General features: G+C 71.8%; 19 protein-coding genes. 3 read left to right on the forward strand and 16 right to left on the reverse strand.

Going from position 1 to position 18,017, the window contains the following annotated elements:
• Positions 1 to 34: 34 nt before the first annotated feature.
• The gene (locus GTY47_RS04465) at positions 35 to 457 is read left to right on the forward strand and encodes an acyl-CoA thioesterase (protein WP_010039040.1); all 423 of its coding nucleotides are present in this window, start codon (positions 35 to 37) and stop codon (positions 455 to 457) included.
• Here the strand turns inward: GTY47_RS04465 and GTY47_RS04470 are convergent.
• The 8 genes from GTY47_RS04470 to GTY47_RS04505 form a co-directional block, all read right to left on the reverse strand.
• Positions 454 to 2,133, reverse strand: a complete 1,680-nt coding sequence (locus tag GTY47_RS04470) for a serine/threonine-protein kinase (RefSeq protein ID WP_010039041.1) — start codon at positions 2,131 to 2,133, stop codon at positions 454 to 456. The genes GTY47_RS04465 and GTY47_RS04470 overlap by 4 nt on opposite strands.
• Positions 2,134 to 2,226: 93 nt before the next feature.
• Positions 2,227 to 3,615 carry a nucleobase:cation symporter-2 family protein gene (locus tag GTY47_RS04475; protein WP_010039043.1) on the reverse strand — a complete coding sequence of 463 codons (1,389 nt, stop codon included), beginning with the start codon at positions 3,613 to 3,615 and terminating at the stop codon, positions 2,227 to 2,229.
• Positions 3,616 to 3,836: 221 nt separating this feature from the next.
• Positions 3,837 to 5,216, reverse strand: a complete 1,380-nt coding sequence (locus tag GTY47_RS04480; RefSeq protein ID WP_010039045.1) for an 8-oxoguanine deaminase — start codon at positions 5,214 to 5,216, stop codon at positions 3,837 to 3,839.
• Positions 5,217 to 5,336: 120 nt separating this feature from the next.
• A complete protein-coding gene (pucL, locus tag GTY47_RS04485) occupies positions 5,337 to 6,260 on the reverse strand; it encodes a factor-independent urate hydroxylase (RefSeq protein WP_010039047.1) in 924 nt (307 codons plus the stop codon).
• A gap of 6 nt (positions 6,261 to 6,266) precedes the next feature.
• On the reverse strand, positions 6,267 to 6,683 hold the full coding sequence (gene uraH / locus GTY47_RS04490) for a hydroxyisourate hydrolase (protein ID WP_010039049.1): 417 nt from the start codon (positions 6,681 to 6,683) through the stop codon (positions 6,267 to 6,269).
• Positions 6,684 to 6,690: 7 nt separating this feature from the next.
• Positions 6,691 to 7,200 (reverse strand): 2-oxo-4-hydroxy-4-carboxy-5-ureidoimidazoline decarboxylase, encoded by a 510-nt coding sequence (gene uraD, locus GTY47_RS04495; RefSeq protein ID WP_010039051.1) that lies wholly within the window; start codon positions 7,198 to 7,200, stop codon positions 6,691 to 6,693.
• Between the two features lie 143 nt (positions 7,201 to 7,343).
• Positions 7,344 to 7,712: a helix-turn-helix domain-containing protein gene (locus tag GTY47_RS04500; RefSeq protein WP_010039054.1), complete on the reverse strand. Its 369-nt coding sequence runs from the start codon at positions 7,710 to 7,712 to the stop codon at positions 7,344 to 7,346.
• A complete protein-coding gene (locus GTY47_RS04505; RefSeq protein ID WP_010039055.1) occupies positions 7,709 to 7,960 on the reverse strand; it encodes a hypothetical protein in 252 nt (83 codons plus the stop codon). Before GTY47_RS04505 ends, GTY47_RS04500 begins: the two co-directional genes overlap by 4 nt.
• A gap of 227 nt (positions 7,961 to 8,187) precedes the next feature.
• On the opposite strand from GTY47_RS04505, the gene GTY47_RS04510 reads away from it, so the two are divergent.
• Complete coding sequence (locus GTY47_RS04510; RefSeq protein WP_029181120.1) at positions 8,188 to 8,655, forward strand: carboxymuconolactone decarboxylase family protein; 468 nt, start codon at positions 8,188 to 8,190, stop codon at positions 8,653 to 8,655.
• 33 nt (positions 8,656 to 8,688) lie between these two features.
• The gene (locus GTY47_RS04515) at positions 8,689 to 9,900 is read left to right on the forward strand and encodes an alpha-hydroxy acid oxidase (RefSeq protein WP_010039058.1); all 1,212 of its coding nucleotides are present in this window, start codon (positions 8,689 to 8,691) and stop codon (positions 9,898 to 9,900) included.
• A 59-nt stretch (positions 9,901 to 9,959) separates the two neighbouring features.
• Here GTY47_RS04515 and GTY47_RS04520 read toward each other — a convergent pair whose 3' ends face one another.
• The 8 genes from GTY47_RS04520 to GTY47_RS04555 form a co-directional block, all read right to left on the reverse strand.
• Positions 9,960 to 10,727, reverse strand: coding sequence for a sulfite exporter TauE/SafE family protein (locus GTY47_RS04520; RefSeq protein WP_010039060.1), 768 nt, complete (start codon positions 10,725 to 10,727; stop codon positions 9,960 to 9,962).
• A gap of 163 nt (positions 10,728 to 10,890) precedes the next feature.
• Complete coding sequence (locus GTY47_RS04525) at positions 10,891 to 11,940, reverse strand: FAD-binding oxidoreductase (protein ID WP_010039063.1); 1,050 nt, start codon at positions 11,938 to 11,940, stop codon at positions 10,891 to 10,893.
• Positions 11,941 to 11,946: 6 nt separating this feature from the next.
• A complete protein-coding gene (locus GTY47_RS04530) occupies positions 11,947 to 13,266 on the reverse strand; it encodes a SidA/IucD/PvdA family monooxygenase (RefSeq protein ID WP_040903077.1) in 1,320 nt (439 codons plus the stop codon).
• A 68-nt stretch (positions 13,267 to 13,334) separates the two neighbouring features.
• Positions 13,335 to 14,318, reverse strand: coding sequence for a TauD/TfdA family dioxygenase (locus GTY47_RS04535; protein ID WP_010039065.1), 984 nt, complete (start codon positions 14,316 to 14,318; stop codon positions 13,335 to 13,337).
• Between the two features lies 1 nt (position 14,319).
• Positions 14,320 to 14,700 carry a hypothetical protein gene (locus tag GTY47_RS04540; protein WP_010039066.1) on the reverse strand — a complete coding sequence of 127 codons (381 nt, stop codon included), beginning with the start codon at positions 14,698 to 14,700 and terminating at the stop codon, positions 14,320 to 14,322.
• Positions 14,651 to 15,895 carry an FAD-dependent oxidoreductase gene (locus tag GTY47_RS04545; RefSeq protein WP_197709810.1) on the reverse strand — a complete coding sequence of 415 codons (1,245 nt, stop codon included), beginning with the start codon at positions 15,893 to 15,895 and terminating at the stop codon, positions 14,651 to 14,653. Before GTY47_RS04545 ends, GTY47_RS04540 begins: the two co-directional genes overlap by 50 nt.
• Before the next feature lie 5 nt (positions 15,896 to 15,900).
• Positions 15,901 to 17,523 carry a class I tRNA ligase family protein gene (locus tag GTY47_RS04550; protein ID WP_010039068.1) on the reverse strand — a complete coding sequence of 541 codons (1,623 nt, stop codon included), beginning with the start codon at positions 17,521 to 17,523 and terminating at the stop codon, positions 15,901 to 15,903.
• 3 nt (positions 17,524 to 17,526) lie between these two features.
• Positions 17,527 to 17,889 carry a cupin domain-containing protein gene (locus tag GTY47_RS04555; RefSeq protein ID WP_029181121.1) on the reverse strand — a complete coding sequence of 121 codons (363 nt, stop codon included), beginning with the start codon at positions 17,887 to 17,889 and terminating at the stop codon, positions 17,527 to 17,529.
• Between the last annotated feature and the right edge of the window lie 128 nt (positions 17,890 to 18,017).

An 18,017-nucleotide genomic window follows, 5' to 3' on the forward strand; every position in this document is an offset into this window, starting at 1 on the left:
ACGCCACGAGTCTCCGGTGTGAGAAGGGAAGCCCATGAGCGAGCCGTTTTCCGTCCCCGTGACCGTCCGCGGTTACGAGACCGACGTGCAGGGTCACCTCGACCAGAGCGTGTACCTGAACTACGCGGAACACGCCCGCTGGTCGTTCCTGCAAGCCGCCGGGATCAGCCAGTCCGCCCTCATCGGCAGCGGCGTGGGCCCGGTCGCCCTGGAGACGACCATCCGGTACAAGCGGGAGCTGCTCGCGGGCGACGAGGTCGCGGTGACCTGCGCCTTCGCCTGGGGCGAGGGCAAGACCTTCCGCATCGAGCAGACGGTCCGCAAGGCGGACGGCACGGTGGCGGCCGAGATCACGGCGGTCGGCGGCCTGCTGGACCTGAAGGCCCGCAAGCTGGTCCCGGATCCCCGGGAGCACTGCAGGAAGCTGGCGTCGGACCCGGGCCTGTTCGGACTCTAGGCGGCCTTCTTCCAGACGGTCATGTCCACCATGAGGGAGGCGAGCTCCGGCAGCGCGGTCGACTTCGTCTGGACCACGAGCAAGGCGATGTCCCCGGAGGAGTGCTTGACGCAGATCTGACTGCCGGCCGCCACCGAGGCCAGCGTCCAGCGGTGGCGGTCGGCACCGCCGAGTATGAGCCGGCACTCGTCGAGGGAAACCGCCTCGTCGGTGAACATCTGGACGAAGACGCTGGTGTCGCTCTCCAGCTCGCAGCTCGGGTTCTCACAGTTGAAGCGGACGTCTCCCTTGCGGTCGTCGCGCCAGAGCGGCTTCTCGAAGCTGAGCGAGGTCTTCGCGTTCAGCAGCAGTGGTGCCTGCGTGATGACCTGCGGTGACTTGGACGCGGCCGGGGACGGACGGGACGCTTCCGGAGTTCCGCCGCCCGCCTCCGCCTCCGCCTCCGCCCCCGACGCGGACCCGGAGCCCGAGCGCGCCCCCGTCGACGACTCCGGCGCGGACGACCGTCCGGACTTCTCCGGGCCGGGCGTCGACGGTGCGCCCGCCACCCAGTCCCGGAATCTGTTCCCCGCGTCGGCGACCGTCCAGGCCAGGCCGGTCAGCACCAGCGCCCCCGCCGTCACGGCCACGGTCGTGATCAGGGCGGTGCGCCGTCTGCGCGCCCGTCTCTCCGGCCCCGGTGGTTGCGTCTGCGGCTGCGTGACGACCAGCGGCTGCATGTGCACCCTGGTCGGGACCAGGGGCGCCGGGGAGGCCCAGGTGGCGTCGAGGTCCGCCGGGGAGGGGACCGTCACCTCCGGCCCCATGACGTCCCGCCAGACGGCCGGGCCCGCGCCCGCCTCGGCGTCCGCGCCCAGCCCCCGCCGGCACCACTCGACGATCTCCGCCAGGCCCGCCCGGTCCTCCGGGGCGGCGGCCAGGCACCGGGCGATCAGCGGACGGAGCTGCTCGGGCAGCACCGACAGGTCGGGTTCGTCGTGCACGATCCGGTACAGGACACCGACCGCCGAGCCGTCCCCGTAGAGCGGACGGCCCAGCGCCGCGAAGGCCGCCGTCTGGCCCAGCGCGAAGATGTCGGTCGCCGCCGTCACCTCGCCCCCGGACGCCTGCTCGGGAGCCATGAAGTGGGGAGTCCCGACGGTGGCGCCCGTGGCGGTGTGGGAGGTGAGGTCGGAGGCCAGCGAGATGCCGAAGTCGATCACCCGCGGCCCGTCGGCGGCCAGCAGCACGTTCGACGGCTTGAGGTCCCGGTGCACGATGCCCGCGCCGTGGATGGCCTGCAGCGCCTCGGCCACCCCGGCCATCAGCCACAGCACCGCGGGCACCGGCAGCGGACCGCGCCGGGCGACGGCATCCGTCAGGGACGGGCCGGGCACGTACAGCGTGGCCGACCAGGGTGGTGTGCCGTCCGCGTCCGCGTCGATCAGCTCCGCCGTGTACGCACCCCGGACCCGCCGGGCCGCCTCCACCTCCCGGCGGAACCGCCGCCGGAAGGCCGGGTCGTCGGCCAGCTCCGGCCGCACCACCTTGATCGCCACCGGCCGGCCGCCCTGCGTGTGCGACAGATAGACCCGGCCCATGCCGCCCGCGCCGAGCCGGGCTGCCAGGCGGTATCCGGCCACCACGGGCGGATCGTCCGCCTGCAGCGGCCGGAACACCTCGGTCGTGTGGTTCATCGGTCCGCCTCCCCCTCGTCCCCTGCCCCCCGGTCAACGGTGAGTTGACCGAGGCAGAAGCCTAAGCGGAGTCCGGGGCTGTTTTCGCCGGTCTCACGGCGCGGCCGGGGCCCGGGTGACGCCCGTGATCTCCTCGCCCGCCTCCATCGGGTGGGTCACGTCGTGGGCGTCCCGGTCGCGTCGGCCCAGGTGGTTGAAGACCAGGTTCAGCAGGACCGCCGCCACGCAGCCCGTGGAGATACCCGAGTCCAGGACGATCCGCGCCGTCTCCGGGAAGGCGTGGTAGAACTCCGGCGCCGTGATCGGGATGATGCCGACGGCCAGGGAGACGGCCACGATCAGGACGTTGTTGTCCTTCTCCAGTCCGGCCCGGACCAGGGTCTGGATGCCGCTGGCCGCGACCGAGCCGAACAGGACCACGCCCGCCCCGCCGAGCACCGGGCGCGGTACGACGGCGATCAGCGAGGCGGCCATCGGGCACAGGCCCATCAGCACCAGGAAGCCGCCGCCGGCCGCGACGACGTACCGGCTGCGGATCTTCGTCATCGCGACCAGGCCGATGTTCTGCGCGAAGGCGCTGCACATGAAGCCGTTGAAGAGCGGGCTGATCGCCGAGCCGAGAGTGTCGGCGCGCAGGCCGGCCGCGATGGTCCTCTCGTCGGCCGGGCGGTCGACGATCTCGCCCAGCGCCAGCATGTCGGCGGTGGACTCGGTCATCGACACCACCATCACCACGCACAGGGAGATGATCGCGGCGAGCTGGAACTGCGGGGCGCCGAAGTGGAAGGGCGTGGGGAAGCCGATGACCGCCGCGTCCGCGACCGGCCCGAAGTCCGTGGCGCCGAAGGGAATCGCGATCAGGGTGCCGGCGACCAGACCGAGCAGCACCGCGATCTGCTTGACGAAGCCCCGGGTGAAGCGCCGCAGCAGCAGGACGACGACGAGGGTGCCGGCGGCCAGCCCCAGGTTGGTCGCGGAGCCGTAGTCGTGCGCCGCCGGGTCGGGGCCCTGCGCCCAGCCGAAGGCGACCGGGAGCAGCGAGATGCCGATCAGGGTGATGACCGTGCCCGTCACCACCGGCGGGAAGAAGCGGACCGCCTTGCAGAAGACGGGGGCGGCCATGAAGCCGAGGAGTCCGGCGACGATCACCGCGCCGAAGATGATGGGCAGGGCGTCCGACTTGTCCTCGGTGGAGGCGACGATCGCGGTCATCGGCGCGACACCGGCGAAGGTGACGCCGTTGACGAACGGCAGCCGGGCGCCGATCTTCCAGATCCCGAGGGTCTGGAGGAACGTGGCGAGGCCCGCGGTGAACAGGCACGCGCCGGTGAGGAAGGTCAGGTCGGTGGCGGTCAGGCCGATGGCCGCGCCGACGATCAGGGGTGGGGCGACGACTCCCGCGTACATGGCGGCCACATGCTGGAGGCCGGTCGTCGCCATCTTGAGCGCGGGGAGTTTTTCGTCAACGGGGTGGTCGGCCACGGCGGCTTCCCTCCGGTCGGTTACACGGCTGCGTCGCGTGACGGCCGTGGGTGTCAAGGAGGTGGTGCGGGTGGTCGTGCGGGACCGGGCGTACGTGGACGGGGTGGCCGTTCCGGGGCGCGCGCGTTTACGCACGCCCCGGAGACGACCGCCGTGGACCCCGCTCGGGTCCGCGGCCACCGGCCGGGAGCCGTCCCTCCCGGCCGGAGTCATCCGGGTGGTCAGCCCTGCGCGGCGATCCTCGCCAGCCGCTGGGCCTCGTCCCGCGTGGAGCGGGCGATGGCGTCCTCGTCGGCCGTGAGCAGCCGCCCGTCCTCGACGATCTGCCGGCCGTCCACGAAGGAGGCGGTGACCGGGGCCGCCGCGCCGAAGACCAGGGCGGTCACCGGGTCGGCGATGGAGGCGTGGGCGAGCGTGTCCAGCTTCCACAGGACCAGGTCGGCGAGCTTGCCCGCCTCCAGTGAGCCGGTCTCCGCGGCCCGGCCCAGCACCTGGGCGCCGCCGTAGGTGCCGAGGCGCAGCGCCTGGCGGGCGTTCAGGGCGGCCTCCTTGTGCGCGCCGAGGCGGTTGATGAGGAGGGCGTTGCGCAGCTCGGTGTGGAGTTCGCCGGACTCGTTGGACGCGGTGCCGTCGACGCCGAGGCCGACCGGGACGCCGGCCGCCAGCATGTCGGGGACGCGGGCGATACCTGCCGCGAGGCGGGCGTTGGACGAGGGGCAGTGCGCGACGCCGGTCCTGGTACGGGCGAAGGCTGCGATGTCGGAGTCGTTCATGTGGACGCAGTGCGCCATCCACACGTCCTCGCCGAGCCAGCCGGTGGACTCGAAGTAGTCGGTCGGGCCCATGCCGAACAGTTCGTGGCAGAACTTCTCCTCCTCCACGGTCTCCGAGCCGTGGGTGTGGAGCCGCACGCCGAGGCGGCGGGCGAGCTGGGCGCCGTCCCGCAGCAGTTCCGTGGAGACGGAGAAGGGCGAGCAGGGCGCGACGGCGACCTGGGTCATGGCGTCGAAGGAGGAGTCGTGGTGCTGCTCCACGGTCTCCTCCGTCGCCGCGAGCGCACCCTCCAGGGTCTCGACGGCGAAGTCCGGGGGCAGGCCGCCGTCCTTCTCGCTGCGGTCCATGGAGCCGCGGGCGAGGGTGAAGCGGACCCCCATGTCACGGGCGGCGCCGATGATCGCGCCGGAGAGGTCGCCGGAGCCCCGCGGGAAGACGTAGTGGTGGTCCATGGCGGTGGTGACGCCGCCGCGGGCCATCATCGCGAGCGACCCCCGGGCCGCCGCGCGCACCATCGGCTCGTCGATGCGCGCCCACACCGGGTACAGCGCGACCAGCCAGTCGAAGAGGTTGTGGTCCGTGGCCAGACCCCGGGTGATCCACTGGTAGAAGTGGTGGTGGGTGTTGACCAGTCCGGGGGTGACGAGGTGACCGGAGGCGTCGATCCGGCGTACGACGTTCTCCAGGCCCTCGGGGGCCTTGCCCGCGCCGAGCGACTCGATGCGGTTGCCGGCCAGGACGACATGCCCGGAGGCGTACTCGGTGTCGTCGGCGTCGACGGTCGCGATCGCACCGTTCTCGATGACGATGCGCTGGGCTGCTGCCATGGTTCGTCCTTTGCGCTGAGAGGGAGGGGGCACGGCAGGACCCGGGGAGTTTGAGTGCCGTGGCCGAGGAGAAGGGTTCCCCGGCCACGGGTGCCGAAAGAGGGAACGTCGGAAGGGACGTCAGAGGTTGGTGAGCTCCACCGGGATCTTCGCCTCGCAGCCGTCCCGCAGGATCGTCGCCTCGATCAGGCCGTAGGGCCGGTCGGCGGCGAAGTACACCTCGTTGTCGTTCTTCAGCCCGAACGGCTCCAGGTCCACCAGGAAGTGGTGCTTGTTCGGGAGGGAGAAGCGGACCTCGTCGATCTCGCTGCGGTTGTTGATGATCCGCGCGCCCATCTGGTAGAGCGTCTGCTGGAGCGAGAGGGAGTACGTCTCGGCGAAGGCCTGGAGCATGTGCTTCTTCGTCTGCTCGTAGGACTTCTCCCAGTTGGGCATGCGCTGGTCGTCGTCGGTCCAGTTGAACCGCCAGCGGCCGGAGACCTGGGTGGCCAGGATGCGGTCGTAGGCCTCCTTCAGCGTCGTGTACTTGTCCTTGACGTAGCCCCAGAACTCGGAGTTGGTCGAGTTCATCACGACGAGGTCCTTCAGGCCCGAGATCACCTCCCACGACGTGCCGTCGTAGGTGATCTGGGTCAGCCGGACCTCCTGGCCCTTGCGGACGAAGGAGTGCTTGACCTCGTCGGCGCCGATGAACTGCGAGTTGGCGTCGGAGGCCTCGATCCGCTCCCAGGCGTACTCCTCGATGCGGATCCGCGCCCGGTGGATCGGCTCCTGGCTGGTGACGAAGTGGCGGGCGAGGTGGATGCCGAACTGCTCGGCGGACTCGATGCCGTGTTCCTTGGCGAACGCGTACACCGTGTTCTTGGTGGTGTCCGTGGGGAGCACGTTGGCGTTCGAGCCGGAGTAGTGGACCTCTTCCATGTCGCCGCTCAGCGACACCGAGACGTTCAGGTCCTTGATGTGGTGGGTGGCGCCGTCCCGCGTGATCTTGACGACTCGGTTCTCGGCCTTGCCGTACTGGTTCTGTCCCAGAATGGTGGGCATGAGTAGCTAGCTCCCTCGGTATACGGAGTAGCCGAACGGGTTGAGCAGCAGCGGTACGTGGTAGTGCTCGCCCGGCACGACGGTGAACGTGATCGCCACCTCCGGGAAGAACACACCGGCGCCGCTGTCCCGATTCGCGGGGGCGTCCTGCTGCGCATCGGCTTCGCTTTTCGCGTCGTTCGCGAACTTCTTCTCGAAGTACGGCTCGACGGCGAAGTCGAGCCGTACGTGGGTGGTCCCCTCCGGCAGGGCCGGAAGGTCCTTGCACCGGCCGTCCGCGTCGGTCGCGGAGCCGCCGAGCGCCTGCCAGTGGGCCGCACGCCCGCTGCGGGCGGAGAGCTGGACCGCGACGCCCTCGGCGGGGCGGCCGGCGCTGGTGTCCAGGATGTGTGTGGACACGGACGCGGTGGCGGAGGTGCTCATGCTGCTGTCAGTCCTCTTCGACGAGTCGGGCCAGGCGGATGCGGTTGATCTTCCCCAGTTCGGTGCGGACGATCTCCCGCTCCCGCTCCGGCGTGTTGCCGATCCGCTCCCTGACCGCGTCGCGCATCTGCTCGCCGGTCCGGCCGGTGGCGCAGATCAGGAAGACATGGCCGAACCTCTCCTGGTAGGCGAGGTTCAGCTCCAGCATCTCCGCCTTGAGCTCGTCGGAGGCGCCGGCCATGCCGCGCTGCTCCCGGGCCGAGGCGGGGTCGCCGGGTTTCGGGCGGCCGATGGGCGGGTGGCCGGCGATCGCCTCCGCGAGGTCCTCTGCCGTCAGCTCCGCCATGGCGGCGTCGCTCGCGGCGTAGAGCGCCTCGGGGGTGGCGTACGGGCGGGCGGCGAGCAGCCGCTTCGCCCACGCCGTGGAGGCGCACGCCTCGTGGAGCGCGGTGAAGGCCGCGTGCTCCTCGAGAGCGTTGAACCGGGCCAGGCCCGGCGGCGTGGAAGTGGAAGTCACGGGAGCCTCCGTGGCCGGGTACGGCCTTCGTGCTGAACGGGCGTGCCGATAGCTAACGCCCTCCCGCGACAGCACGTCAACAGTTTGTTGAAAATTCCGTGTGACGAAACCCGGCGAGGCGGCGAAACCGGGCGCGGTACCGGTCAGGCCCCCTTCTCGCGGTTGAGGTAGTTGTAGACGGTGAAGCGGCTGACGCCCAGGGCGCTCGCCACGGTCTCCACCCCGTGCCGTACGGAGAAGGCGCCGCGCGCCTCGAGTATCCGTACGACCTCCTGCTTGGCCTTGCGGTCCAGGTCGGCCAGGGGCATGCCCTTGCGGCGCTCCATGGCGGCCAGGATGTGATCGAGGGAGTCGGCGAGCTGCGGCAGCCTTACGGCGACGGCGTCGCGGCCCTCCCAGGACAGGACGACGTCGTCGGGGCCGGCCTCGTCGGGCGGGATCATCTCGCCGCCCATGGCGTCGACCAGGGGCTTCACGGCCGCGATGAACGGCTCGTCCCCGGCGCCGCTCATGCCTCGTCCTCCTCGATCACGTTGACCTGGAGGGAGACCCGGGTGGCGCCCGCCTCCAGGGTCTTGCGGAGCAGTGCGTCCACGGCGGTGAGCACCGCGTCGGCACCGCCCTCGGCGGTGTTGCCGAACGGGCCGACGTCCACGGCGTCCAGTTCGGCGGCCTCCACGACCTCACGGGCGACCAGCGCGTGCGCGGGTGCCTCGTCGAGGTCGAAGGGCTCGGTCGTGAACTCCACTCTCAGTCGCATGCTGCCCCCAGAACCGTCGTGACCTGTGCGACCCTAGCCGACACCGGGGCGGACCGGACCGCCCGCGCGAGCACTCCGCGTTCCGCTCCGGCACGTCTCCCCCGGCATATGGGCACGTTTCCCGCACATTCGCATTCACGTCCCTTGTTCTCCATCCTCCGCCACCTCTGGGAAGGCTGAAAAAAGCCGCTGCATTACCCGTCGGGGAACGCTCAGAATTGGTCGGCATGACAGAGCGACGCATAAATGTGGGAAACGAACTCCCCGAGGCCTTCGGGCAACTCCGGGACATCCGGGTCCTCGTCGAAAAGGCAGCCGTCGAGGCCGGGCTCGACATGCGGCTCATCGAACTGATCAAGATCAGGGCGTCGCAGATCAACGGCTGCGCGTACTGCCTCGATCTGCACACGCGCGACGCCCGCCGGCTGGGCGAGGACGACCGCAGGCTGCACCTGGTGGCCGCATGGTGGGAGACGGATCTGTACAGCCCCCAGGAGCGGGCCGCGCTCGCGCTCACCGAGACCATCAGCAAGCTGTCGCAGAGCCAGGACGTGCCCGACGACCTCTACGCGGAGGCCACCTCCGTGTTCACCAAGGAGCAGTACGCGGCGGTCGTCTGGTCGATCAGCGTGATCAACACCTTCAACCGGCTCGCCGTCACCAGCCGCAAGCCCCTGCCCGCCCGCGTCGCCTGAGGACAGAGAGTCGCCTGAGGAGAAAGGTACTCCGTGACGAAACGACGCCTGCCGCGGCCCCGCGAGGTGGCCCAGCTCCTGCGTCCGAGGCCGTTCGTGCTGGACCCGACCGACCGTCGGCTGTCGACGGCGTACTCCATCGCCGATCTGCGCCGCCTCGCCCGCCGGCGAGCGCCCCGCGCGGTGTTCGACTACACCGACGGGGCCGCGGAGGGCGAGATCAGCCTGCGGCGCGCCCGGCGGACGTTCCGGGACCTGGAGTTCCATCCGCATGTGCTGCGCGGGGTGGCCGAGCTGGACACCGGCACGCAGATCCTGGGGAAGCGGTCGGCGCTGCCGTTCGCCTTCGCCCCGACCGGGTTCACCCGCATGATGCACCACGAGGGCGAACGGGCCGTCGTCGCCGTCGCCGAGCAGGCCGGCATCCCGTACGCCCTGTCCACGATGGGGACGACGTCGATCGAGGACGTCGCCCGGGCCGCGCCGGACGCACGCAGGTGGTTCCAGCTGTACGTGTGGCACGACCGCGGGGCGGGCGCGGAGCTGATGCGGCGGGCCGAGGAGGCCGGGTACGACACGCTCCTGCTGACCGTCGACACCCCCGTGGGCGGTTCCCGGCTGCGGGACCTGCGCAACGGCCTGACCATCCCGCCCCGGCTCTCGCTCAGCACCCTCCTGGACGGGGCGACCCATCCGTCCTGGTGGCTGAACCTGCTCACCACCGAGCCGCTCACCTTCGCCTCGCTCAGCTCCTGGGACGGCACGGTGGCCGAGTTGATCAACGCGATGTTCGACCCGGGGCTCGACTACGAGGACCTCGACTGGGTGCGGCAGAGCTGGCCCGGGAAGCTCGTGGTGAAGGGGATCCAGAGCACGCAGGACGCCCGGGACGTCGTCAAGCACGGCGCGGACGCGGTGCTGCTGTCCAACCACGGTGGCCGCCAGCTGGACCGGGCGCCGACCCCGCTGGAGCTGCTGCCGAGGGTCCGCGACGAGATCCAGGAGGAGGCCGAGATCTGGCTGGACGGCGGGATCCTGTCCGGCGCGGACATCGTCGCCGCGATCGCCCGCGGCGCCGACGCCTGCCTGATCGGCCGGGCCTATCTGTACGGCCTGATGGCGGGCGGCGAACGCGGTGTCCGCCGGGCGGTGGACATCCTGCGCACCGAGATCGTACGCACGATGCAGCTGCTCGGCGTGCGCTCCACGGCCGAGCTCCGCCCCGAGCACGTCACGCTGCGCTGACGCCGGCGGCCGGGCGCCGGGCCGGAGGCGTTCCCGGGCCCGGCCGTCGGGGCGGACGGTCAGGTGGTGAAGAGGATCACCGACACCGTGACGCCGATGGTCACCACCGTCCAGCGCAGCAGTTCCTCGTTCATCCAGCGGGACACCTTCGCACCCAGGTAGCCGCCGACCAGGGCGGTCGGGGCGGCGACGAGTGCCATGGCCCAGTCGACGGGGCCGAAGAGGGCGAAGATCAGCAGGGTGACGGTCGAGTTGACGAGGGAGAGTGCCGCCTTGAGCGCGTTGAGGCGGTGCAGGCTCTCGGACGTGGTCATGGCCAGCGACACCAGCATGATCACGCCGAGCGCGCCGGCGAAGTAGCCGCCGTACACGCCGGCCGCGGTCATGACCACCGCCAGGGGGACGACCCGCTCGCGGCGCTCATCGCCGGTGGCCGAGCCCGCCGCCCGCACCAGCCTCTTCACCTGCTTCTGGCCGGCCAGCAGCAGGCTCGCGAAGAGCACCAGGGCCGGTACGAACGTGTCGAAGCTCTTGCTGCTGGTGACCAGCAGCAGCACCGAGCCGGCCACCGTACCGACGGCGGTGAGCACCGACAGAAGCACCATCCGGGCTCTCGGCTCGGACTTCAGCTCGGGTGCGAATCCGTAGACCTGCCCCGCGAATCCCGGCCAGTTGGCCACGGAATTCGTGACATTTGCGGCCTGGGTCGGAAGGCCGACTCCGACCAGTGCCGGAAAGAGCAGCAAGGAGCCGCCACCGGCTATGGAGTTCACGGCACCGGACAGCAATCCGGCCACTGCGACGACCGCCAGAACGCCCCACTCCATCAGCAGAAAACCTCAATCCGAATGGCGGGCTGAAAAAAGTCCGGTCGATCTTGCTACAGCGCCGATACCGCCGCAAGAAGCAGAGAGCCGCGGTGGGGTGCCGGCGATGGTCTTCGGCCACCGCGATCCTCGGCCACCGCGGCACCGGGCCCCGCCCTCCGCTTCAGCCGACCACCCCCAGGACCAGATCGGCCGCCTCCCGGGCGATGGCCGGGGCGAGCCGGTACCCGCAGCCGTTCGCGGCACCGGCGAACACCACGCGCCCCCCGTCGTCCACCACGTCGACGACCGGTTCCCGGCCCGGGCTGTAGGCGTCGCAGAAGACGCGGCCCGAGCCCGCGTGCTCGACGAGTGCGGGCGCCCACCTGCGCAGCGTGCCGCGCGCCTCCTCCACGTCCTCGGCGCTCAGGCCCCGGGCCACCGTGCCGGGGTCGACGTCCCACTCCGTGCGGGTGAAGCTGTACAGCCAGTGCCCCCGCTCGGGCAGCGGCAGCAGGAAGGCGTCGTCGTCCTGGAAGACGATCGCGCCGTCCGTCGGGGCCGGGCTCCGCTCGATGTGCAGGGCGACCACCTTCTTCACCCGGGCCCCCGACGGCGCGACGAACGGCGCCAGCGCCGGGTCGGCGGTCCACGGCCCGGGCGCCAGCACCACCCGGTCGGCGGTGAGCGTGTCGCCCGTGCTCAGCCGCAGCAGCACACCACCGCTCCCCGGCCGCACGGCCGTGACGGCGACGCCCTCGCGGAAGTCGACGCGGGACCGCAGCTCCCGGGCGAGCGCGCACGTCAGGTCCTGGACGACGGTGTGGTGTCCGCCGCTCACCCGCCAGACGGACGCGTCCGCCGGGATGCCGACGGCCGGGAGGTCCGGGTGCTGCGCGCGGACGGGCTCGGCACCGGCCAGGTACGTCTCGCGGACCGCCCGGTCGTCTGCCGTGGCGGACACCACGGACACGGCCGTCGCGTGGATCGGCAGCGTGGGCCGCTCGCGCCGGAGCCGGTCGTAGTAGTCCTGGCTGTACCGGGTCATCGCCCGCAGCCGCTCGGTCGCGCCCCGCGGCAGGTGCAGGCCGGCCGAGCGGCGGCTGGCGCCGCTGCCGATCGCGTCCCGGTCCAGGACGGCGATCGTGGCGTGCGGTTCGCGCGCGGCCAGCTCCCGCGCCACGAGGCAGCCGATGATCCCGGCGCCCACCACGGCGATCCGGATTCCTGCCATCGGCGATCACGCTCCCTGCGGGAACTTGTCGACGGCCGGCTGCGAGGACCACCTCAGGAAGGAGTCGCACTGCTCCTCGGTCTTGACGCCCAGCATCCGGTCGAGGATCCGGCGGCTGCGCCAGGCGATCAGGCTGAGGTTGGGATCGGCCAGGCCACGCTGCCGGCGGACGCCGTTCTGGACGAAGATGCCGTGGTCGGGCGGTCCGTCCCAGCACGCGGCGAAGTCCCGGTCGACGCGGATCTCCTCGTCCTCCCACTCCAGCCGGCCGGCGAGCGGCGCCAGCATGTCCGGGCGGGCCGGCCGGAATCCGGTCGCCCAGACGACGACGTCCGCGGTGAGCCGTTCGACGGCACGCGGCCGGTCCCCCGGCTCCAGGGTGAGCTCCCAGGCGCCGTCGCCGCCGCTCACCTCGGTGACGGTGCGGTCGGGGTACAGCGCGATGAGCTTCTGGTCGCCCTCCACGAAGTGGCGGGTGTAGCAGCGCTGGTAGATCTCCTTGAGGGTGGCGGGGGAGACACCGTCGCTGGCCAGGAGCTGCCGGTCGTTGAACGCCTCGCGCTGGGCGCGGTCGAGCCCGAAGAAGTGGTCGGAGAAGGAGGGCGTGAAGTAGTCGTTGGTGAACGGCGAGTCGTCGATGGGGAAGAAGTTGTCGCGCCGGGATATCCACGCCACATGAGCCGGGCGCTCCCCCTCCGGCCGGGAGATCAGGTCCAGGAAGGCCTCCGCGCCGGACTGCCCTCCGCCCACCACACCGACCCGCCGTCCGCCCAGCCCGCCGGACCGCCGCACGAAGTCGCTGACGTGGAACTGCGACTCCCCCAGCAGACCGCGGGCGTGCTCGGGCACCCAGGGCCGGTTGCCGATGCCGAGGGACACGTGGTCCGCGGTCAGGGTGCGTTTGCTGGTCCGGATCACGAAGACCCGGTCGAAGTCGACGGACAGGACCTCCTCACCGAAGGTGACGTTCTCGTTCTTGCGGCTCGCCCACTCCAGATAGTTGCGGAACTCCCGGCGCGGCATGGCATCGAACTGGGCGTTGACGAAGTGGTAGATCATCCCCTGGTCGTGGAGGTAGGACAGGAACGAGAACTTGTTCGTCGGATCGGCCAGCGTGACCAGGTCCTTGAAGAGCGACACCTGGAGCGTGGCCCCGGCGATCTGCTGGTCGTCGTGCCATCCGAAGGTCTCCCGGCGCTCGACGAACAGGCTGGTCATCTCGGGGTGGCCGTGCAGCAGGGAGGCGAGGCTCAGGTTGGCCGGGCCGACACCGATGCCCACACAGCCGAAGTGCGGGCCGTCCGGTCCGCGTCGAAGGGTATCCACCGTGCCGATCTCCCGTGTCTCGGAGGCCTGACGGACTGTGCGCGCGGTCCGGGCCGCGCTCGGGCCGGTCACCGGACCAGTACGTTGCCGTCGTTGGGGCGGTGCTGGCGGGAGCGCCGCAGGTCGGTCAGGACGAAGGTGCGCTGCAACCAGCGGTCACGCCCGTCGTAGCGCGGCCGGTAGGCGGTACGCCCGTGCAGCGTGACCCGGTTGTCCACGATGGCCAGGTCCCCGGGCCGCAGCCGGAACTCCATGGCCTGCGCGTGGCAGGCCGACTCCAGCTCGGCCAGGGCGAGTTCGGCCTGTCCGCTGCGGGGGGTGGTGGCGGCGAAGTCGACCCTCAGGTCCGGGTCGAAGAGGTCGCCGACGAGTACGGCGTGCTCGGTGACGTGGTTGTTCCGCCCGCCGAAGGAGGGCGGCGGCGCGGTGACGTAGTCGGCGCGGTAGAGCGCCTCCCGGTCCACCCAGCTCAGCATCGGCAGGATCTGCCGGATGCAGGAGGTGCGCAGTCCCGCGACTCCTTCGTGGTCGGACCGCAGGCACATGAGCAGGACGAAGTCGGGGCGGTGGGCGTGGAAGGCGTTCTCGGTGTGGAAGGTCAGTTCCACGGAGCCCGGATTGCCCTGCACCTCCTCCTCGCCCGGCACCGGCACCACGTTCTGCACGAGGGCGCCGTTCTTCTCCGGCCGGAAGGCGGCCGGGTCCCCGAGGCCGCGGGCGATCATCATCAGGACGGCGGCCGAGACGGACGGCTCCGACTGGACGGAGTCGAGGGTGGCGGGCGTGTCGGGCAGGGTGTCCTCGCCCACGGGCAGTCCGCGCAGCAGCAGGACGCCCTGATCGCCGGAGTGGCGGCGGAACCTGCTGACGGCCTGCCGGAGTTCCGCCGGCAGATGGTGCCAGGCGTCGCCGGCCGCCGCGGTCCAGGCCGCGCCGTCCACCGGCCCCTCGACGGCCGTGAGTTGGTCCGACGTCTCCCGTACGGCTTTCGTCACGGTGTCGTCGAAGGCGAGCACGTGGTCGCCGACCCTGCTGAGTGTTGCGGTGGACATCTCATCCCCCCTCGGGTGCGGATTCTGTCGGCTTGGTGGCGGCGGCGCGGGACGGGATCTCCTCGATGGCGGAGGTGCCCTTCGCGGGAGTCGGCTGGTAGCGCTCCCACTCCTCGTGCAGCACGATGCGGCCGTCGTCGAGCCGTTCGGGCGTGCTGACACACCGTCCGACGGCGATCTCGCCGCTGTTCAGGACCAGGGTGTAGCCCATGGTGATGACGCCGTCGGCGTCGCACGTCCCGGCCAGGGCGCAGCGGCGGACATCGCCCCCGTCGGCCTCCGCCCATACGAGGTCGCCGTCCTGGTGGTACGTGGCCACGGGTGCGGTGCCGTCAGGCCCCGCCTCGGTGTTGCGGAACGTTCTGCCGTTGTAGTCGATCACGCGTCGTCTCCTGTGTGGTGGGGGTCGTGGCCGGGTCGCCCGGACCGGCGGCGACGGGGTGGTCCAGTGGGCGCAGACCGGTCGGGGCGGGCGGCACGCCGCCGAACCGGCTCGCCAGTGTGCGGGCGGTGAGCGGGGCGAACTTGAACGCGCCGCCGCCGCAGGCGCAGTGGGCGAGGACGGCTCCCCCGCCCAGGTCGGCGAGCAGGGCGCCGCCGGATGTGCCGTCGGTGACGTAGTGGCAGTCGCGGGTGCCGACGACCCACTCCGGCCGCAGACCCGGGACCAGTTCGGTGAACCGGCTCGCCAGGTCCCCGGCGGGCGTCTGGTCGGGCTCGGGAGCGCCGGGCTCGGCCACGACCCTGCGGAACGCGTCGGTCGACAGCTTCAGCGGGGTGCCGGCGACCGGCGGGACCAGCCAGGCTCCCCACGGGATGCCGGAGGCGGGCACGGCGGGCGTGCCACGCCATCGCTCCCGCTCCCGGGGCGGCGGATCGCAGTACACCATGGTCTGCCGGTGCACGGTCAGCCGCCCGGCCAGGGCCGGCGGCAGCAGGGCCCGCGACCAGGCCCCCGTCGCCAGCAGCACCCGGTCGCCGCGCAGTGTCCGGCCGTCCTCGACCGTCACCGCCCGGGCAGCCGCGTCGACCGCCGTGACCGTGGTGTGCGGCAGCAGCCGGGCCCTGGGCTGGGCGCCGAGCCAGCGGACCGCCGCCCCGAGCACCCGGTCGGCGAGGAGCACTCCGGTGTCCTCCTCCAGGACGGCGCCGAAACCGGCCGGGAAGGCCAAGTGTCCGTAGGTCTCGGCCAGTTGCCGTGGTGCGAGCACCTGGGCCGGGAGGCCGGCCCGCGTCAGCCCGGCCGCTGCGGAGGCGGTCTCGCCGGCCGGCAGCGCGGTCAGCACGCCCGTGCGGTACAGGAAGCGGGCGTCCAGCAGCGACTCAAGCTCCCGCCACAGCCCGTGCGCGGTGACGGCCGCGCGGGTGGCGCCGGCATCGTGCGGGTGCAGGGCCCGCATCACCCGGTGCCGGTCGTGGGAGGAGGAGCCGGGGTGGGGCAGGGGGCCCCGTTCGAGGACGGTGACGTGCTGCCCCGCCCGGACGCATTCCACCGCGGTGAGCAGTCCGACCGATCCGCCGCCCACCACCAGGGTGTGCGGATCCCCTCGGGCCGGGCCCCCGTTCGTCCCCCGCACGGTGCTCACTCCCCCGGCCGCTCACCGGCGTGGCCGAGGAACGGCACCGGGAAGGCGGTGACCTCCCCGGCGTCCGCCAGGGCCTCGTCCAGCGTGCCGTCCCAGCCGCCGGTCCGGCGGGCCTCCTCGGCGAGGTCGATGAGGATCGGCGAGGCGCCCGCGATCAGGACGCGCAAGTCCAGGAAGAGGTCGCCGAGGGCCTCGGCCCGTGCCGGGGCGGGCAGTTCCGCGAGCCGGGCCGTCGCCCTGCCCAGCCGGTCCAGCTGTGCCACCAGGAGGTCGGCGGCGGTGGACGGGCTGTAGCCCTGGATCTCGTAGGCGTCGACGAACCGGTCCAGCACGGCACGGGCCCGCCGCCGGGCCGCGCCGGACACGGGCAGCGTTCCCGGGGTGGTGCCGGCGGCCGGGGCGAGGGCGCCGGCGATCCGGTTCCAGGGCCCGACGAGCCGGTCCCGCGTGACCTTCACCAGCCCGTCCCGGCTGAAGTTCGTCCGCTGGTGCTCCGGTCCGGTGAGCGCCAGATGGAACCGGAACGCGTCGCGGCTGACGAGGCCGAGCACCTCGTCGATGTAGACGACGTGGCCCCGCGTGGTGGAGAACTTGTCGTCCTCCAGTTCGTAGAACTCGTTGGAGACGATGTGGTCGGGCAGGGCGTACCGGCCGTCGTGGGCCATCAGCAGGGCCAGGTGGGTGAGGCCCCAGAAGTAGACGATGTCGGAGCCGATGAAGTAGATGATCTCCGGGTCGTGTTCGGGGTGCCAGAGCTCCTTGCCCGCGACGCGCGGGTCGGCCACCCGGCGGGCCGCGTAGTCGGTGCAGAACATCGCCGCCGGGATGCCCTCCACCCATGCGTTGAGCCGCTGCCCCTCGGTGCCGGGGAAGGGCGAGGGCAGCCCGTGGGCGACGGGGTAGGTGACCGGGAAGTCGGGCAGCGGCCGGGCCAGTGCCTCGCGGAGGAACTTCAGGGTGCGGGGCCGCAGCCCCGACTCGCGGGTCTGGTAGAAGGACGTGAGCCGTTTGCGGTACTGCTCCATGGGCAGCACCAGCACCTGATGCTCGCGTGTGGTGACGGGTGCGGCCGGGTCCAGGGTGGACCACGGGTCGATGAGTTCGTCGAAGTTGTTGGGGTGGCCGCACATCTCGCAGACGCCGCCGCGGCTCTCGGTGACGCAGACCGGGCAGTAGCCGCCGACCAGTCCCTCGACGAGGACCTCACCCGTGCGCGCGTCGCAGGGGAAGGAGACGGTACGCAGCTCCAGCTTGCCCGCGTCGTACAGGTCGGTGACGAAGCGCAGGGCGTTCGCCCGGTAGGCGTCGTCGTAGGGGGCGTAGCCGTCCACGGAGATGCCGGCGGCCTGGAGGGTCCGCCCGATCGCCGCGTGGTGGACGGCGGCCAGTTCCTCGGGGGTGGTGCCGCTGCGGCGCGCGCCGGCCATGACGTAGGTCTGGCTGTCGTCGGTCCCCGTGGAGAAGACGACGGGTCGGCCGCGGGCGCGCAGGTACCGGGCGTGGATGTCGGCCGACAGGAACGGACCGGCCAGGTGCCCGATGTGGAGGTCGCCGTTGGGGGTGGGTGAGGTGTCGATGATGACGGCGGGCCGGGAACCCCCCGGTGAGGTCCCTGCCATCACTCAGGCCTCCCCGCGGTGCCGGGCGAGGAAGCCCTCCGCGGTCTCGGGGGTCCACCAGGCCGTGTACATCTGGAAGTCCTCCGTCCCCTCGTTGTGCACCTGGTGGTCCGTGTCCGGCGGGAAGTGGACGATGTCCCCCTCGCGGAAGGGCACGCGCTCGCCCCGGGATTCGAGGACCGCCTCGCCGGACAGGGCGATGAAGATCTCGTAGTCGGGGTGGGCGTGCCGGGTGGTCGAGGATCCCGGGTGGACCACGCACCAGGCGCCTTTGAAGGGGGCGTTGAGGGCGGACCAGGGGAGCAGGGGCTGCGAGAAGCCGTTCTCCGGCCCCAGCGTGCCGCGGTCGAGGCTGCGCATTTCCATGGTGGTCACCAATCTCGGTGTCGGTGTGGGCGTCGCGGTGGGTCGGGTGTGGGCGTGCCGCGGCCGTACGGGCCCGGAGGGCCGGGGCAGGCGGGGGGCCGGCTGCCGGAGTACGTCGGAGTCGTGGA

Origin of the sequence: Streptomyces sp. SID5464 (assembly GCF_009862985.1) — a bacterium.
Lineage (GTDB): Bacteria > Actinomycetota > Actinomycetes > Streptomycetales > Streptomycetaceae > Streptomyces > Streptomyces chartreusis_D.

Coding starts and splice junctions, on each gene's coding strand:
- GTY47_RS04505 (WP_010039055.1), bottom strand. CDS start 7,960: ATGCGACTGAGAGTGGAGTTCACGACCGAGCCCTTCGACCTCGACGAG.
- GTY47_RS04525 (WP_010039063.1), bottom strand. CDS start 11,940: ATGGCAGGAATCCGGATCGCCGTGGTGGGCGCCGGGATCATCGGCTGC.
- uraH (WP_010039049.1), bottom strand. CDS start 6,683: ATGAGCACCTCCGCCACCGCGTCCGTGTCCACACACATCCTGGACACC.
- GTY47_RS04535 (WP_010039065.1), bottom strand. CDS start 14,318: ATGTCCACCGCAACACTCAGCAGGGTCGGCGACCACGTGCTCGCCTTC.
- GTY47_RS04470 (WP_010039041.1), bottom strand. CDS start 2,133: ATGAACCACACGACCGAGGTGTTCCGGCCGCTGCAGGCGGACGATCCG.
- GTY47_RS04465 (WP_010039040.1), top strand. CDS start 35: ATGAGCGAGCCGTTTTCCGTCCCCGTGACCGTCCGCGGTTACGAGACC.
- GTY47_RS04480 (WP_010039045.1), bottom strand. CDS start 5,216: ATGGCAGCAGCCCAGCGCATCGTCATCGAGAACGGTGCGATCGCGACC.
- GTY47_RS04550 (WP_010039068.1), bottom strand. CDS start 17,523: ATGGCAGGGACCTCACCGGGGGGTTCCCGGCCCGCCGTCATCATCGAC.
- GTY47_RS04510 (WP_029181120.1), top strand. CDS start 8,188: ATGACAGAGCGACGCATAAATGTGGGAAACGAACTCCCCGAGGCCTTC.
- GTY47_RS04500 (WP_010039054.1), bottom strand. CDS start 7,712: ATGAGCGGCGCCGGGGACGAGCCGTTCATCGCGGCCGTGAAGCCCCTG.
- pucL (WP_010039047.1), bottom strand. CDS start 6,260: ATGCCCACCATTCTGGGACAGAACCAGTACGGCAAGGCCGAGAACCGA.
- GTY47_RS04520 (WP_010039060.1), bottom strand. CDS start 10,727: ATGGAGTGGGGCGTTCTGGCGGTCGTCGCAGTGGCCGGATTGCTGTCC.
- GTY47_RS04555 (WP_029181121.1), bottom strand. CDS start 17,889: ATGGAAATGCGCAGCCTCGACCGCGGCACGCTGGGGCCGGAGAACGGC.